At 68.2% G+C, this 16,089-nt stretch carries 15 protein-coding genes; 8 read left to right on the top strand and 7 right to left on the bottom strand.

All coding sequences use genetic code 11. From position 1 onward, the window contains the following. The first annotated feature begins 52 nt into the window (after positions 1 to 52). The 7 genes from VGI12_05050 to VGI12_05020 all read left to right on the top strand — a co-directional run bounded on the left by VGI12_05050 (position 53) and on the right by VGI12_05020 (position 6,955). On the top strand, positions 53 to 2,770 hold the full coding sequence (locus tag VGI12_05050; GenBank protein HEY2432024.1) for a TonB-dependent receptor: 2,718 nt from the start codon (positions 53 to 55) through the stop codon (positions 2,768 to 2,770). 2 nt (positions 2,771 to 2,772) lie between these two features. After that, on the top strand, positions 2,773 to 3,207 hold the full coding sequence (locus VGI12_05045) for a hypothetical protein (protein HEY2432023.1): 435 nt from the start codon (positions 2,773 to 2,775) through the stop codon (positions 3,205 to 3,207). Between the two features lie 48 nt (positions 3,208 to 3,255). Beyond that, positions 3,256 to 3,894 carry a hypothetical protein gene (locus tag VGI12_05040; GenBank protein ID HEY2432022.1) on the top strand — a complete coding sequence of 213 codons (639 nt, stop codon included), beginning with the start codon at positions 3,256 to 3,258 and terminating at the stop codon, positions 3,892 to 3,894. A 9-nt stretch (positions 3,895 to 3,903) separates the two neighbouring features. Then, positions 3,904 to 4,992, top strand: a complete 1,089-nt coding sequence (gene cax / locus VGI12_05035) for a calcium/proton exchanger (protein HEY2432021.1) — start codon at positions 3,904 to 3,906, stop codon at positions 4,990 to 4,992. A gap of 38 nt (positions 4,993 to 5,030) precedes the next feature. Further along, positions 5,031 to 5,345 carry a hypothetical protein gene (locus VGI12_05030; GenBank protein ID HEY2432020.1) on the top strand — a complete coding sequence of 105 codons (315 nt, stop codon included), beginning with the start codon at positions 5,031 to 5,033 and terminating at the stop codon, positions 5,343 to 5,345. Between the two features lie 127 nt (positions 5,346 to 5,472). Beyond that, the gene (locus VGI12_05025; GenBank protein HEY2432019.1) at positions 5,473 to 6,420 is read left to right on the top strand and encodes a hypothetical protein; all 948 of its coding nucleotides are present in this window, start codon (positions 5,473 to 5,475) and stop codon (positions 6,418 to 6,420) included. A gap of 187 nt (positions 6,421 to 6,607) precedes the next feature. Next, positions 6,608 to 6,955 (top strand): hypothetical protein, encoded by a 348-nt coding sequence (locus tag VGI12_05020; GenBank protein HEY2432018.1) that lies wholly within the window; start codon positions 6,608 to 6,610, stop codon positions 6,953 to 6,955. 131 nt (positions 6,956 to 7,086) lie between these two features. Here VGI12_05020 and VGI12_05015 read toward each other — a convergent pair whose 3' ends face one another. The 6 genes from VGI12_05015 to VGI12_04990 form a co-directional block, all read right to left on the bottom strand. After that, positions 7,087 to 8,514, bottom strand: coding sequence for an MBOAT family O-acyltransferase (locus VGI12_05015; protein ID HEY2432017.1), 1,428 nt, complete (start codon positions 8,512 to 8,514; stop codon positions 7,087 to 7,089). Beyond that, positions 8,511 to 9,542, bottom strand: coding sequence for a hypothetical protein (locus VGI12_05010; protein ID HEY2432016.1), 1,032 nt, complete (start codon positions 9,540 to 9,542; stop codon positions 8,511 to 8,513). Before VGI12_05010 ends, VGI12_05015 begins: the two co-directional genes overlap by 4 nt. After that, complete coding sequence (locus VGI12_05005; GenBank protein ID HEY2432015.1) at positions 9,535 to 10,539, bottom strand: hypothetical protein; 1,005 nt, start codon at positions 10,537 to 10,539, stop codon at positions 9,535 to 9,537. Before VGI12_05005 ends, VGI12_05010 begins: the two co-directional genes overlap by 8 nt. A 42-nt stretch (positions 10,540 to 10,581) precedes the next feature. After that, a complete protein-coding gene (locus tag VGI12_05000; protein ID HEY2432014.1) occupies positions 10,582 to 11,010 on the bottom strand; it encodes a response regulator in 429 nt (142 codons plus the stop codon). Between the two features lie 143 nt (positions 11,011 to 11,153). Continuing rightward, positions 11,154 to 11,873 (bottom strand): phosphatase PAP2 family protein, encoded by a 720-nt coding sequence (locus VGI12_04995; protein HEY2432013.1) that lies wholly within the window; start codon positions 11,871 to 11,873, stop codon positions 11,154 to 11,156. A 5-nt stretch (positions 11,874 to 11,878) separates the two neighbouring features. Then, positions 11,879 to 14,008, bottom strand: a complete 2,130-nt coding sequence (locus VGI12_04990) for a M28 family peptidase (GenBank protein HEY2432012.1) — start codon at positions 14,006 to 14,008, stop codon at positions 11,879 to 11,881. Positions 14,009 to 14,047: 39 nt separating this feature from the next. On the opposite strand from VGI12_04990, the gene VGI12_04985 reads away from it, so the two are divergent. Further along, the gene (locus VGI12_04985; protein HEY2432011.1) at positions 14,048 to 15,490 is read left to right on the top strand and encodes an NAD(P)/FAD-dependent oxidoreductase; all 1,443 of its coding nucleotides are present in this window, start codon (positions 14,048 to 14,050) and stop codon (positions 15,488 to 15,490) included. Positions 15,491 to 15,506: 16 nt separating this feature from the next. Here the strand turns inward: VGI12_04985 and VGI12_04980 are convergent, their stop codons facing one another. Further along, complete coding sequence (locus tag VGI12_04980; GenBank protein ID HEY2432010.1) at positions 15,507 to 16,034, bottom strand: GNAT family N-acetyltransferase; 528 nt, start codon at positions 16,032 to 16,034, stop codon at positions 15,507 to 15,509. Positions 16,035 to 16,089 lie beyond the last annotated feature (55 nt).

Raw genomic sequence — 16,089 nt, 5'->3', positions numbered from 1 at the left:
ATATAGACTTGTGGGGCCAGCCCGTCCTCGGCGAGACATACGCCGCCGGCCGATGAAATATTTCTTTCTCTTTCTCTTCCTGCTTGCGGCCGTGCCCGCGCGCGCCCAGGACTGCTGCCGCCTCGAAGGCGTCGTCCGTGCCGCCAGCGGCGCGCCGATCGCCAACGCCGACATCATGCTGGCCGTGCCGGACTCCAAGGATCCGCGGTCAGGCAAGACCGACGGCGCGGGCCACTACGTGTTCGAGGGGATCAAGCCCGGCATCCGCGTCGAGGTTCGGGTCGTCTCGGACGGCCGGCCGGTCGCGAGCAGCTTCACGCTGGTCACGAGCTTCGTCGAGACTCTCGACATCAAGGCACTGCCGGTGGCGACCACGCCGGGCACGCTGGAGGATCTCGATCCCCAGGGCGGCGAGGCGGGCGAGATTCGCGGCACGGTGCGCGCTGCCGACGGTGCTCCCGTTGCGGACGCCCACGTCACGATCGCCAATACGCCCGTCGACGTCGTGACCGACTCGATGGGCCGCTACACGTTCGGGCTGATCCGCGCCAAGCTGACGATGACCATCCAGGCGGCGGCGACGGGCTTCGACGACTCGACACAAGAGGTGTCGGTGCCGGCGAGCGGCGCACAGGATGTCGATTTCACGCTGGCCGCATCCACGGCATCCATCAACGACACCGGCCTGGGACTCGCGGCGGCCGTCCCCGATCGGGTCTCACTCTCGCTGCTGCGGCCGGCTGTGGAGTCGGTCCCGAGCCTGACGCCGTCCGATGTCTTCCGCGCCGCGCGTCTGCTGCCGCTCGCCGCTGTCGGGTTGGACGAGTCGGAGCTCTACCTGCACGGCAACACGCCTGGCGAGACCTATCAGACGCTCGACGGCATGCCTTGGTACGCCTTCCCTCGACTCGCCGCCGGATTGACGACGCCATTCACGACGGCGTCTCTGCAGCAGACCGACCTCGCCGGAACGCCGCTCGACATCGAGGCGAGCGCGCGGCTTGGCGGGTTGATCCGGATGAGCACCGTTCAGCCCCAGAGCTCGCGGGTCTCGGGGATCGGCGCGGTCGGGGTGTTCGGCCCCAGCGGTACCGTCGACGTGCCGCTCGGGCACATCGGCTCGGCCATGATCGCGGGCCGCCAGTCATGGCCGTCCTCGCTGTATAGCGACGTGCTCGATCGCTTCGCCGGCGCCGACACCACTTACCTGCGCACGCGCGACGTGCATTACACGGGCGGCACGCTGGCGACGTCGCCCGACATCGGGTTCTCCAGCCTGAATGGCCGCGTCGAGATTGCGCCGGCCAAGGACAATCGCGCCTACGTGAGCTTCTTCCACTCCGGCGACGACGGGAACTTCTCGAAGAACGTGTTGCCACCGGCGGCCACCACCACCATCGACGTGCCCGATCCGCTGCAGCTTCCCGCCGATGCGGTGATGCAGGTCGGCGACGTGCAGTCGTGGACCGGGCGCGGCCTCAGCGCGGTCTGGGAACGCCGGTGGGCGGCCGACGTCGCCACCACCGCCACCGTCACCCGCACGCGTTTCACCAACGCGCGCAGCCAGGCCTACGACTTGACGAGCGCGACAGCCGGCGACCTGTCCTATGTCACCGGACGGGGCGGCAGCGACGCGCTGACGGAGAGCAACCGGATCGAGGACACGACCGTGCGGCTCACCGCGACGATCAGCGCCGGGTTCGCGCACGCCATCGAAGCGGGCATCGAACACGCGGCGATCGACACGAGCTACGAGAGCCGGAACGAGGCGCTCACCGGCCTGGTGCCGCTGCTGACGCGGACGGAGTCGGGCGGGATCACCAGCGGCTTCGCGCAGGACGTCTGGCGGCCGACGTCGAAGCTGACGCTCTCGCCGGGTGTGCGCATCACCTATGCCGGACTCGCGTCGGCCGCCTACGCCGATCCGCGCGTCACCGCCGCCTACGCGGCCGCGCCGCACGTCGTCTTCAAGGGCTCGTGGGCGATCGATCACCAGGCGGTCAACCGCCTTACGCGCGAAGACCAGGAGCACGGCGACGGCGTGTTCTGGACCCTGTCGGATGGGACGGTCGTGCCGGTCGCGCGCTCGCAGGAGGCGACGCTGGGAACCACTGTCGAAGTGCCCGGGCTGCTCTTCGACGGCCACGCCTACTACCGGCAGCTCGATCACCTGTCGATGTTTGCGCCGCGCCTGCTGCCCGGCACGTCGCTGACCGCCCCTTCCCAGGCCTTCTACACGGGAACCGGCACCGCGTTGGGCATCGAACTGCTCGTCCAGTACATGCAGGCGCGGAACACGCTGTGGGCCAGCTACGCGGGCGGACGGGTCGAGTACGACTTCCCGGCGCTGCAGTCCGGCACGTTTCCGGCGTCGTTCGATCGGACGAACCAGGTCAAGATCACCGACAGCGCCCGGGTGGTCGGGCCACTGACGGTCAGCGCGGTGTTCATGGCGGCCAGCGGACAGCCCTTCACGTCGTCGAGCGGCGCACAGCAGGTGTGGTTCCCCAACGGCACGCTCGCCTATCAGTCGCAGTTCGGCGACAAGAACGCGGAACGGCTGCCCCTGTATCACCAGCTCGATGCCTCGGCCCAGGTCGCGCGGCATCTCGGCCCCGCCACCGCCACCGTCGGCGTCACCGTGTTCAACGTCTACGACCGCCAGAACATCGCATCGTTCGACTACGAGGCGGCGGCCTCGACCGCGATCGTCAGCCAGACGAACCTGATGCGCCGCGCCTTCGACATTTTCCTGAGAGTGGGGTTTTGACCATGCGGACCGCCCATCGTCTCGCGATCGCCGCGCTCGCGGCGGCCGCCCTCGCCGGGGTCGCCGGCTGCGGCTCGGCGAGCTCACCGACGGCGCCCGCGGCGTCCGCGCCGGCCACGACGACCGACACCTTCAGCGGCAGCGTCGCGCAGCTCGGCTCGGAAAACCATGTCTTCGCGGTCGCCGCCAACGGAACGGTGACGCTCTCGCTGACCACCGTCGCGCCGCTTTCGACGATGTCGCTCGGCGTGGCGGTGACGACATCCGACGGCACGAACTGCGTGACGCAGATCTCGCAGAATACCGACGCGCGCGCCGGCGCCATCGCCCTGACCGGCGCGGCCGCCATCGGGAACTACTGCGTGCGGATCTTCGATTCGGGCAACGTCCCGCTCGACACCACCGTTCTCTACACGATCACCGTCGTCCATCCCTGAGCCCGGCTGATATCCTGCCTTGCGCGTCCTAAGCGCTGGAGGGCAGGCATGTACGGATCCGTCCTGATCGGTTTCGCGTTCCTCGTGTCGATGGCGGCCCCACCCGCCCAGGCGCCGGCGCCACCCGCTTCCGCTCCGCGCGAACCGATCGTGATCGGGCCGCCACCGCCGCCCGCCACGGCGCTCGAGGCCTTCCATGCCGCGCCCGGCGACATCCTGACGACCGCCTACGAGGAGCTCGGCGAGGTCGAGGGGGTGCTCGTCGAAGCGCGCGAGATGCGCGACCCGCGCGGCGGCCAGACGCGCGGCATCGTGGTCACGATCGCCGATCAGTCGCACGCCGAGCCGGATCAGGCGTTCGTCGACCCCGACGAGTTCGATTCGCTGATGAAGGGCTTCGACGCGCTGCTCGCCATCACGGTCAACCCGTCCGCGGAGTTCCGCAATTTCGACATGCGCTACAGCACGCGCGGCGAATTGGTCCTGACGGCTTCCAGCACGCGGCTGCGCGGGGTGGCGTACGGCGTGGAGGTGGGGCGGACGCTGCGGGCGCGGCGGACGCTGAACGGCGGTGAGTTCCACCAGCTCCGGACGCTCGTCGAGGCCGCGCAGCAGAAGCTGGCGACGCTCGCCAACCGGCGCGACCCCGGCCCTGCCGGATCGGCGCGCGAGACACGACCGCGTTAGAATTCGGCGGTGTCGATTGCTTCGCAGCTCGGCCGCAGCCTGACCGCCAGCTGGCTCAACCTCCTGCTGGTCGTCGCGCCGATCAGCTGGTGGCTGGCAGCCGGCGACGGGGCGTCGCTCTGGCTCTTCGTCGCGGCGGCCGTCGCGCTGATTCCGGCGGCGGGACTGATCGGCGAGGCCACCGAGGAGCTGGCGAACCGCTGCGGCGCGACGCTCGGCGGCTTGATGAACGCGACCTTCGGCAACGCCGCCGAGCTGATCATCGCGATCGTCGCCCTTCGCGCCAACCACGTCGAAGTGGTGAAAGCCTCGATCACCGGCAGCATCATCGGCAACCTGCTGCTCGTGTTCGGCGCCTCGTCGTTCGTCGGCGGCCTCACCCACGGCACGCAGCGGTTCAACCGCGTCGCCTCGAGCAGCGCGACAGTCATGCTGTCGCTCGCCGTGGCCGCGCTCGTCATGCCCGCGACGGTCGATTTCTTCGCGTTCGGGTCGCTCAAGGCCCGTCCCGAGGTGCTGCTGCGCCTGAGCGTCTGGACGGCGTGGGTGCTGCTGGTCGTCTACGTCGCCGGTCTGGTGTTCGCGTTCCGGACCAACACGGATCCACTCCGTCCGGCCGGACATCACCCCTCGCGGCTGAGTACGGCATCGGCGGTGATCCTCCTGCTGCTCGGGACGCTGCTGACGACGGTGGAGGCCGAAATCCTGGTGCGCGGCCTCGAGCCGGCGCTCGCGCAGCTGGGGATGACGGAACTCTTCGCCGGCATCATCGTCGTCGCGCTCGTCGGCAATGCCGCCGAGCACTACAGCGCGGTCTCGGCTGCCCGCCGCAACGACATGACCCTCGCCATCCAGATCTCGATCGGGAGCAGCGCCCAGATCGCCCTGATGGTGGCGCCGCTGCTGGTGATCGTCTCCCAGATGATGCACGTGCCGATGTCGCTGGTGTTCAACCCCTTCGAGATCGCCGCGATCGTCCTGTCGGTCGGCACGGTCACGCTCGTCGCGATGGATGGCGAGAGCAACTGGCTGGAAGGGCTGCAGCTGCTCGGCCTTTACGTCATTCTCGCCGCCGCCTTCTACCTGATCCCGGGGTAGCGGCGGTGTGCGCTGCGTGCGGCACGAGACGCACACCTGTGCGCGGCCGCGGACGGCCGCACAGCGTCGATCGATGGAATCAGGCCGGTTTTTGGCGCGGCGCCCTGGCGCACGGCTTGCTCGAGCCAGCCAACGTGATCTGGTTCTTCCAACGGGACAGCGAGTTGATCGTCTGCGAGATTCGACGCGCCGCCGACAACGACGACGAGTTCGAGTTCGAGGTCGCCGGCATGGCCGGACCGACGACGACGCGCTTCGAATCGCCGCGCGAACTCATCGCGGCCTACCTGCGGGAACAGTCGCGGCTGCTTGCGGCCGGCTGGCACCCGAGCAGTCCCGACACGCTCGAGTAAGAACTTCCTGGTGGCGCGCGACCTCTGCCGTCAAAACACCTGAAAAACAGCGCTCGAGGTTGCGCGGTACCACGCTTGCTCAAGTCTCCTGCGAGACGAAATGAATATCTCCAGGAGGAGTGCACCGATGCAGAAAACACGATGGTCCACCGCCATCGCGGCCGCGGCGCTGCTCGCGCTGCCGGTCGCCGGTTCGGCCCAGTCCACGACTACGCCAGAGCAGAATCCACCCGCGCAGCAGCCGCCGGCGTCGACGGCCCAGCAGCCGGCTTCGCCGCAGACGACCCAACCGCCGGCGGCACCGACCTCGACTCCGCAGTCGGCATCGGGCCAGGTCGACCAGACGGCGGCCAAGGCGCAGCTCACCGCGGCACGCGACACACTTAGTCAGATCACCTCGATGCCGGAAGCGACGCACCTGCAGGGCACCGCCCGGACGCAGGTGTCGGCCGTCATCACCGACTTCAACGCGCTCATCACCACGCCGCTCGACTGGCGCGCGTCCTACGCCAAGGTCGATTCGGATCTGACGTCGATCCTCGGTCCCGACAACGGCAACGAGAGCGTCGGCACGTCGGGCAGCGCCACGCCGGCGCCGACCGGAACCACCGGGACGACCGCGACGGCAGATGCCCCGATCGATCCGGCGATCCGCGCCAAGCTCGTACAGTTCCGAGCGCAATTGCGCGAGTTCGATCGCGTGGCGAGCGGTTCGAACGCCGCCAGCAGTTCCGCCCCGGCCGCCGCGGGCGCGGCGATGGCGACGAGCGCTGCGACGTCGAGCACCTCGACTTCGCCGAACCCGGAGAACACGAACCCAACGAGCCCTGCCAGCCCGAATCCATCCAACCCGGCGCCTGCTTCCTCGTCTGTTTCGGGTGAGCAGACGCCGCCGACCGGGACCAGCGGTGTGACGAACGTCAACGCCGCCAGCCGCGCCGACGCCCAGAAGGAGCTCGACGCGATTTCCGCCATCCTCGACGCGTCGAAGACGGGCACGCTGACCAGCGACCAGACGGCCAACCTCAAGCGGCACGTCGAAGCGCTGCGCTCGCTCCTCTCTCCGCAGCAGTAATCGAGGCCGGACCTGCGAGGGTCCGGCCCTTCCGCCGTCCAGCCTCAAGTAACAGAGCCGCTTGGGGATCGCGATAGCAAGGCGGCCGGCCGTCGGGCCGGGCGGCCGCGAAATCGGCCCGCGGCCGGGGCGGAGTGGAATAGACTAAGCGCGCGCGTTGTTATTTACTTTTCGAGGAGGTCTCTTGATGAAGAAGTTCGCGATGTTGGCTGCGGCAGTGATGTTCGCAGCGTCACCCGCGCTGGCGGCTGACAAGACCTGGAACGGGACGATCAGCGATGCGAAGTGCAACGGCACCCACCACAAGGCCGAGCACGGAGCACAGGACGACAGCGATCACGACTGCGTGAGCAAGTGTGTCGAAGGCGGCAGCAAGTACGTGTTCGTGTCAGGTGGCAAGACCTACCAGATCGCGAACCAGGACTTTGCCTCGCTGAAGGACCACGGCGGCCATCACGTCGCGCTGAGCGGCGAGATGAAGGGCGACAGCATCACGGTCTCGAAGATCGACATGCCGAAGGCCAAGAGCAAGTAGCACACACCCGTTCGCACGATGGGCCCGGACGCACCGAGATGTCATCGGAGCGATCCCGGGCCTTTCGCGTGTACCGCTGGTCCCGGTCACCCCTCGCGTGACCGGCCCCCCTTCGCCGCCGCTCGGCTGGCTCAGAACTGAAAGTAGATGAAGTCGAGCGACGTCCGCGAACGCAGCACGAGAATCGCCGCGAACGCCGCGCCGCACGCAAGCGCGCGGACGACGTCGCTGCTCCACCGATCGCTGTCGAGCGGGTGCCGTCCACGGTGCAGCTCGACCCAGACGCTCTGGGCCCAGAGCGGAATCGAGTAGCCGAAGGCGAGCAGGAACAGATACAGGCCGACCTGGCGATCCTTCGGCGCACTGTGCCACGGCACGAGACGCAGATCGCGCACGATGGCGGGCCACTCCGTCTCGCGGAACAGCAGCCAGCCGACGAGCGTCAGCGCGAACATCCCAAGCCACTGGAAGACGGGGCCGATGCTGCCGAACCGAGTCCGCGCTGCGCTGTTCGGAGGGCGGAGAATCTGATGCGCGCGTGTCGCGACGAGCAGCAGCCCGTGATACCCGCCCCACAGCACGTAGTTCCAGCTGGCGCCGTGCCACAGCCCCGACAGCAGGAACGTCACCATCACGTTACGGATCCAGACGGCTCCCCTGGCCCGGGATCCGCCGAGCGGGATATAGACGTAGTCGCGGAACCAGGTGGAGAGCGAGATGTTCCAGCGCCGCCAGAAATCGGCCGGCGTGCGCGCCAGATAAGGATGGTCGAAGTTCTCGGTGAGCTCGAACCCGAGCCACCGCGACGTCCCCCGCGCGAGGTCGGTATAGGCCGAAAAATCGGCGTAGATCTGGATGGCAAACGCGAAGACCCCGGCCCAGAGAATCTCGAACGACGGGTCATTCAGCGCAAACACCTTGTTCGCGATGACCCCGACGTTGTCGGCGATGACCAGCTTCTTGAAGAAGCCCCACACGATGAGGTAGAAGCCGCTCGCCGCCGCGGCCGGCGAAAAGCGGCGCTCCCCTTCCACCTGCGGGAGCAGGTACGAGGCGCGCTGGATCGGACCGGCGACCAGATGCGGGAAGAACGAGATGAACACGGCGACGTCGAGCAGGCTGCGCCGTGCGCGCAGCTCACCGCGGAAGACGTCCACCGTATAGCTCATCGCCTGGAAGGTGTAGAACGAGATGCCCACCGGCAGGACGACGCGCAGCACCGGGACGCTGACGTGGAGTCCAAGTGCGTCGATCACGGCCGCCAGGTTGTCGGCGAAGAAGTTGAAGTACTTGAAGAACCCGAGCATCCCGAAGTTCGACACGATGCTCACGCCCATGAACAGCCGCCGCCGCGACGGCCACCGCTCCATCCCCCGCGCCGACAGATAGTCGACCACCGTCGAGGAGGCGATCAGGCTCAGGAACCAGGGATGGACGTAGCCGTAAAAGACGTAGCTCGCGATGAGCAGCAGCACGTTCTGCCCGCGGGCCGGCAGCCGCCAGTACAGCGCCACCACGACGACAAAAAAGACGACGAAGTCGAGGCTGTGGAAGATCACGGAAAGCGCAGCCGGACCCGCTCGGCGAAGCGCTCGGTGTAACGCCGGCGCCCCTCGCGCGAGAGGTGGTCGCCGTCCTCGTACAGGTCGAGCGTCTGCTCGGGATCGCCGGTGTCGTCGATCAGAGCGGCTCCCTGCCGTTCGAGGTAGGTGTGGAGCGCGCGCATGTAGCGTTGCAGGGCCGGCGACTGGTACGGCGCGCGGCCGCCGACCGGGCGGCGCTGCACCCGCACGAAGATCAGACGCAGCCCGGCCTGCTGCGCGTCGCGAAGCATCAGCGGCAGCTCGGACCGATCCACGAACCCGCCGAAGTCGGCCTCGCGATCCTCGGTCGCCTGCATGTCGGCGGCGTCCATGGGGCGCAGGTGCTCGAGCCCGAAGCGCTCATTGACCGACTGCAGGAACGCCTCGCGCGGTCGTCGATACGGAAACATCGCTCTCGCGGGCCAGCTGGTGATCGCCGGCTCGAGCCAGCGGCGGACCTCGGTCGTCGCGTAGAGACGGTCGACCGCGGCGCCCAGCTCGTGGAAGGGAGTGCCGCGCCGCCGCGCCACCGCCGCGTTGAGATCGTCTTCCCGCGCGTGGGCTGCGGTGTCGAGCGCCCACGTCGCGTCGATGCGGAACAGCACGTTGGTCAGGTTGGTGTCGCGGAAGAAGATGAAGACGGCCTGGGGGTGGATGCCGCTCGCAATCACCCAGTTCTTGAGCACCAGGTACCACCACGCCGGACCGCTGCCCGCGTAGAGGAGCGGCGCAACGCTCCGTCGGGACGTCCCGGTGAAGACGGCCGGGTCGATACGCGACCCCGCCATCGAGTCGCCGATGACGACGAAGTCGGGCTGCATGCGGCGAAGCGCCTCGACGCGGGAGTCGTCGAAAGGCGCCCGCTCGCGCGGCCCTTCGATGGCGGGCAGATAGGTCGGCTGCAGGTTCGGAACCGGATGCAGTGTCGCGGCGCCGCGGAGCGCGAGTGGAAACAGGAGCAGGCCGGCCGCCGAGAGCAGGAGGGTAACGACCGATCTATTCACCGCCGCCGCGCCCCCGTCCGCGATTCGCCTCGGTCCGCGGGCAGGTGCCCCCCTCTACCGCCATCACCGGCCGCACGGCATCGGGCCTGACTCGCGACACGCTGTACACTTCGTCCCGCCAGCTGCTGAGCTGATATACCCAGTACGGCTCGCGGTCGATGATCAGCTCCCCGAACGGCTGCATGAACGACACGTCGGCCCGGTCGCAATAGGTGATGCGCGCGCCCAGATCGATGACCGGCTTGCCGCCGTCGCGGACCAGGACCCAGCCGCGCACGAACGTGATCAACCCGCAGCCCTGGTCTCCCGGCCGCGCCGGAAAACGCCGCACGGCCTCCACGTAGTTGGTGACCCACTCGCCGCCCGGCGTCTTCTCGTGCGTCCGGTAGAACGCTTCGAGCTCGATCGGGTACTCGCGACGGGCGACATCGCCGTAAGGATGCTGCCAGTTGACGAAATGCGTGGCGGCGGTGCTCTCCTCGCGGTTGAAGTCGTCGGTAATCGCCGCGACGATCTGTTTGGCGTCTTCGGTATGGACCGACACGTTGACGATCGGCAGCAGCGTTGCGTCACCGGCAATCGCCAGGCCGTCCTTGGCGACGGTCGGAACGCGAGGGTCGGCGCCGCTCGACCGGTAGTCGGTTTTCACGCCAAGGTGCGTACCGCAGAACACCGGCACCTGCTGCGGCCGCTCGAGGGCGAGCGGCTGCGGGCGGTCTTCCAGCCACGCCGTCCAGTGAACGGCGGGGCCCGGCGCGCCCCACCAGCGCTTGGGTACGTCGGCGATCGAAATGGGCAGGTCGACGCTCGCTCCTGGACCCGGCCAGTCGGTGCTCCAAGCGCGGCCGTTCCAAGCGGCGAACGGAATCATGACGCCGTCGCGCCGCAGCACGGCGAGGCCGAAGGCGGATTTCCCCTGTCCGCCGACCGCAATCGGGAGCGCGATCGCGGCGAGCGCCGCGAGAAGGAGCCCGGACGTACGGGAACGTGCCGTCATGCCGCGGGGGACATCTTATCCCGCCTGCCTGACGCGAGACGACTACCGGTCGAGCACTTCGCGGACCTTCCTGAGCAGGTCGTCGCGTGAGAACGGCTTGGCGAGAAAATCGCCGGCGAGATCGGCGTCGAGGCTCCCCGGATACCCGGATATGCAGACCAGCTTCAGGGTCCGGCGGCGGCCGCGCAGGTGATGGGCGAGCTCGGCGCCACCCATGTACGGCATGCGCATATCGGTGATGAGCATGTCGATGTGGTCGCCGTGCGCATCGAACAGCTTCATCGCGTCCTGCCCGTTGCGCGCCTCGTACACGGCATAGCCGGCACGAGTGAGCGCCTGTGAGAACAACTGGCGCACCGCGGGTTCGTCTTCGACGAGCAGAATCGTCTCCAGTCGCGCTTCTGACACTTCGGCTCTCCCGGCCCCCATCGCATAGGGTAACAGCGGACGGTCCCCTTGTAACTCGCTCATTGCGTCTCCCTGAATTCGTTCGACCGCGGAATAGCCAGACTGCCGCCCGACTCGGGGTGCGCTCTCTCCCTCAACGTCGAACCGATCCGGAACGAACACGTGTGCGCCTACCGCACGCTGCGCACACGATGTGCGCGGATCAGTCACGCAATCGGCGCTCGTCGCCTGTCGTACCACTCTGCCGCCAGCCAGCACAGCGAGGCCCAGAACAGCCCGAAGATCCAGCCGCCGGCGACATCGGTGGGGTAATGCACGCCAAGGAATACGCGGCTGACGCCGACGAGCCCCGTGATGAGGATCGCCAGACCAAGGCAGTAGGCCCTGGTCGCCGGCCGCCGTACTACGCGGATGAGCGCTGCCGCGAGCGTGACATACACGATTGCCGACTCCATCGAGTGCCCGCTCGGAAAGCTCGTCGAGAAGGCGTCGCGCAGGTGCGGCACGATGGTCGGCCGCGGCCGGGAGAAGACGCCCTTGATGATGCGGGTCAGCAGGTCGCCCGATCCGCACGCCACCAGGACGAACATCGCGGCGCGCGCCCGCCGTTCGAACAGCAGGTAACCGGTCACCCCGAGGATCACCAGCCACGTGACGGTCGGTCCGCCGAGCGCGGTGAGATCCTCCAGCATGCCGGGTAGCCACATGGGCCCAATCGGCCGCGCCGGATCGTCCGGGCTGCGCAGCGCGCGGAGGATGCGCGTGTCCATGGCCTGCGTGTGGCCCGCCATGACCTCGCCGGCCAGCAGGAGGAACAGGAGCAGCAGCACGCAGGCGACCAGCCCGACGAGCAGCCACGTGATCTCGTGACGCTCCACACCGCACAGCCGTGCGGTGATGCGCCGAGCGATCCGAACGGGACTCACGTTCTCTATTTTGACGCGGTTTTGGGTACGAGCTTGATCGTCCCGCCGGCTTCACGCGTGCGCAGGACCGCCATCACGTCCGTCAGCGGCACGGGTTCGAATTCGCCCGACAGGAAGTCGCGAATCTCGAGCGCGCTGAGTCTCTTGCCGAGCAGGATCGTGAGCTCGGCGTTCATGTGCTGCGGCAGCGACGGCCCTGCCGGACCGGCGCCGCGACCGCCGCCGCGTCCGCCTCCGCCGCCGCCGGCGGCGCCGCGGCCGGCCGTTGGACAGCCGGAGTAGGTCCCCTCGCCGTTGCCGCACGTGACGATGAGGCCCGCTGCTTCCTTCTCTTCGGGCGTCTGCGGCGGCTCGACGATCGGCTGCGTCTTCAAACGCTCGGCCTGCAAAGCGTAAACCGCCTTCGCTTCTTCGAGCATCGCCGCCGTCTTGCGATCGATCGCTGCCTCGAGCGCAGCCAGCCGCCTCGGCGCACCGGCCGGATCGTCGTACAGCACGGACGACGATCGCACGACGGTCTTTTCGACGTCGGCCTGATGACGGATCGCAACGCGCGCGTCCTTCCATGCCGCGTGCAGCTCGGCGGCCGTCTTCGCGTCGGCGAGGTAGCCGGTCGCCTTGCGCTGGTTGCCACCCATCCGCTCGCTGCCGCGCGCCAGGTTCTCGCTCGTCACGCGCGCCGCCAGCTCGTCGCCGCCGGTCGCAACCACGGCGAGCGCGCCGGTCGCGACGATCGCGGCGCGTTTGTACTGCGTCGGATCCTGCTTGTCGGGCGTGTCCTGTGACGAGTGGTACCACATGTCCGGCCAGGTGATGAACATCACTGCCGGGATCCCGTACTGCATGTAGGTCACGTGATCGCTCGAGCCGTAGTGCTGATCGATCTTGATGTAGAAGGCGTCGTCGCTGCCGTTGGGCGAGGTGATGTTGAAGACGGGCTGGTAGCCGTTGGCGCGGTAGCGGACGCGCTCGCGCGTCAGCTCTGAGATGTACTCCATCATGCTCTGCCCGACGTCGTTGATATAGGACGGGAACGTGTCTGGCGTGCGCTGCATGATCCAGTAGCTGCGGCTGAGCGTCAGGCGCAGCGCCTCCATGTCGAAGTTGAGGTCACCGATGATCCGCTTGGCCTTGTCGGGGTGGGCGTCGAGCCACTGCCGCGTGCCGCTGATCTCCTGCACCCACTGGAAGTTGATCGTCCGCTTCGGCTTCGGGAGCTTTCCCTCGTTGATCAACTTCAAGTAGGTGCGGCCGACCTCGAGCGTCAGTGCGCAGCCGGAGTTGTCGTCGTTGGCTCCCTGCTTGATGTAGCCCTCGAAGAGGTGACCGCCGATCGCGACTTCCTGCGTCGTGCTGCCGTCGCCGGGGATCTCGGCGTGGACGATCTCCTGCTTGTTGGGGACCTGCTCGCTCTTGATGATCGAGCGGATCGTCACTTTCTGGCCGCGGTTCAGCAACGTCTCGAGCGCGCGTGCCTTCTTCGGCGCCAGCGCCCACGCCGCGGTCCCCGGCTGCGCCGTCACTGTCATCGAGACGATTTCGTCGGGATAGTCGACGGCGCGGTCGCCGGCGCCGATGGCGCTGATGCCAAGTGCGCCGAGCGCACCCGCCGCGACGGCGCGCTGGTAGACGCCGCCGAGGCCGCCCGGCGCCAGCGACAGGACGAACTTCCCCTTCACGTCCTTGCCTTCGAAGTCCTGCGCGGCCCCCTGGCCGACGCTGACCAGCTCGCCCGTGATGTCGGCGTTGCCGTTGGTCGAGGCGACCGCCTCCGGAATGTCGTTGAGGTCGTAAATCTTCTCGGCGCGCGGTGTCGTCGTCCACAGCTCGCCCACCGTCGGCTGCCAGGTCTGCCCCGTCGGGTAGTCCTCGATGGTGACGTTCGAGAAGCCGTACTCCTTCGCCAGCTTCGCCATCACCTCCGCCTCGCGGAAGTGGCCCTGATACTCCGACGGCGGCCGCACGAACTGGTAGGGCACGAGCTGCAGCACGTGATGCATCGCGCGCTCGCCGGACGCTTCGTTGATGATCGCGTTCATCTGCTCGGTCGAGAGCAGCGTGCGATCTTCTTTCTCCTGCGCAAACGCGGTCACGGCGGCGATGGCCATCGCGACGACGACGAGTTTCTTCCGCATGATCCCTCCGTCCATCTCCGCGCTAGACTCTACCGCACCATGCGCTCACTGTACGCCCGTCTCCACTCCCGGTTCGGGGCGCCGGTCGATCGGCGGGAGATGATCCGGCGTTCGCTCGCCGCGGCGGCAGGCGTGCTGATCTCGGCGCGCGGCGCCGCCGCACGGCGCGCCGCCGGCCCGCACGTCGTCGTGATCGGCGCCGGCTTCGCCGGCATGGCGGCGGCGTACGAGCTGACGCACGCCGGCGCCGAAGTCACCGTGCTCGAGGCGCGCAACCGGGTGGGCGGACGGGTCGTCAGCTTCAGCGATCTCGCGCCCGGCGCGGCGATGGAGGGGGGCGCCGAGCTGATCGGGACGAACCATGCCATTTGGCTCGACTACGCGCAGCGGTTCAATCTGCCGTTCGTCACGATCACCGAGGAGGACGCCGAAGCGCCGATCGTGCTCGGCGGGCGGCGTCTGTCGAGCGCGCAGTCGGAAGCGCTGTGGAAGGAAATGGCGGAAGCGCTCAACGTGATGAATGTGGATGCGGCGCGCGTGCCCGATCCCTTCGAGCCCTGGCGCGCCGCCGATGCGGCCGTCTGGGACGCCCGCTCGCAGGCGGACTGGATCGCGGCGCAGACGTGCTCCCCCCTGTGCAAGGCCGGCATCGACGCGCAGCTCGTCGCCGACAACGGCATGGCCACGGCGTGGCAGAGTTATCTCGGCAACCTCGCGCAGATCAAGGGCGGCGGGGTCGAGAAATACTGGACGGACACCGAGGTGTATCGCTGCCGCGGCGGCGCGCAGCAGCTGGCACTGAAGATCGCCGCGGAGCTGGGCGCCGCGCGCATACACCTGCGCGAACCGGTCGTCGCGATTGCCGTCGGCGCCAGCGGCGTGACGGTGACGACGCGCACCGGCACGTATGCAGCCGACTACGTCGTGCTCGCCGTGCCGCCGTTGACCTGGAATCGCATCGCCTTCACGCCGCGGCTGCACGTCACTTCGCCGCCGCAGATGGGCAGCAACGTCAAGTTCCTGATGAAAACGCGCGATCGCTTCTGGCAGGCCTCCCGCTGCGGTCCGGACTCGCTCAGCGACGGTCCTGTGCATCTCACCTGGCACACGACACAGCATCAGGCGATCCAGGGCGCCGGCACGGTGGCGTTCTCGGGCGGCGCCGCCGCCGACGCGTGCCGCGCCTGGCCGCCGGCCGAGCGCCAGGCCAACTATCTCGCCGCACTGAAGGGCATGTATCCGGCGCTTGCCGCGAGTTTCGAGAGGGCGCGGTTCATGGACTGGCCGTCGGACGTGTGGGTCAAGGGTTCCTATTCGTTCCCGGCGCCCGGCGAGGTGACCACGCTCGGTCCGCAGCTGCAGCAGCCGCTCGCCGGCCGTGTCTTCCTCGCAGGGGAACACACCTGTTATGCGTTCGTCGGCTACATGGAAGGGGCGCTGCAGTCGGGCGCGAGGGCGGCGAAACGAATCGCGGCGTTGTGAGCCGGCCGGGCATCCGTTAGCCCTCGTCAGCCGAACGCTCTGCCGGGGCCTCGATCGCGAACACCACGCTCTCATGGCCACGCGCCAGGCGGGTGCCGATTCTGGCGCCGCCTATCTTCTCCATCGCGCGCTGCGACCGGACGTTCGACGGTCCGACCAGAAAGACGACGCGCTTGACGAAGCGGAAGGCGTGATCGAGCAGCAGGCTCTTCATCTCGCCGTTGTAGGACTTGCCCCAATACTGGCGAGCCAGGAACGTCCAGCCGATCTCGATCTCGCTGGCCGCCTCGTCATAGCCGTAGTAGCGCGTCGAACCGACCACGCCGCCGGTCTCGCGGTCGATCACCGCGAACGCGCCGCCCGACGCGAGGCCACTGTCGAAGTACCGCCGGAATACATCGGGCTGGTAACGGTCGGTCTCGGGATGCTGCTCCCAGATCCGGGGATCGGCAGCCGCGGCGAAGAGCGCGTCCCAATCGTCGGGCCGCAGCGGCCGGAGTGCGAGGCGTTGGCCGGTCAGTGTCGGCTGGAGTTCGAAGGACACCGTGCAATCACACTCTCGCGCCGCTCCCGTGTCAACGTCCAAAGCGTCATCGGTC

It is taken from the genome of Vicinamibacterales bacterium (genome assembly GCA_036496585.1).
Taxonomy (GTDB): Bacteria; Acidobacteriota; Vicinamibacteria; order Vicinamibacterales; family 2-12-FULL-66-21; genus JAICSD01.
The sequence above is the reverse complement of the archived record's forward strand: the minus strand, read 5'-3'. Positions and strand labels throughout refer to the sequence as shown.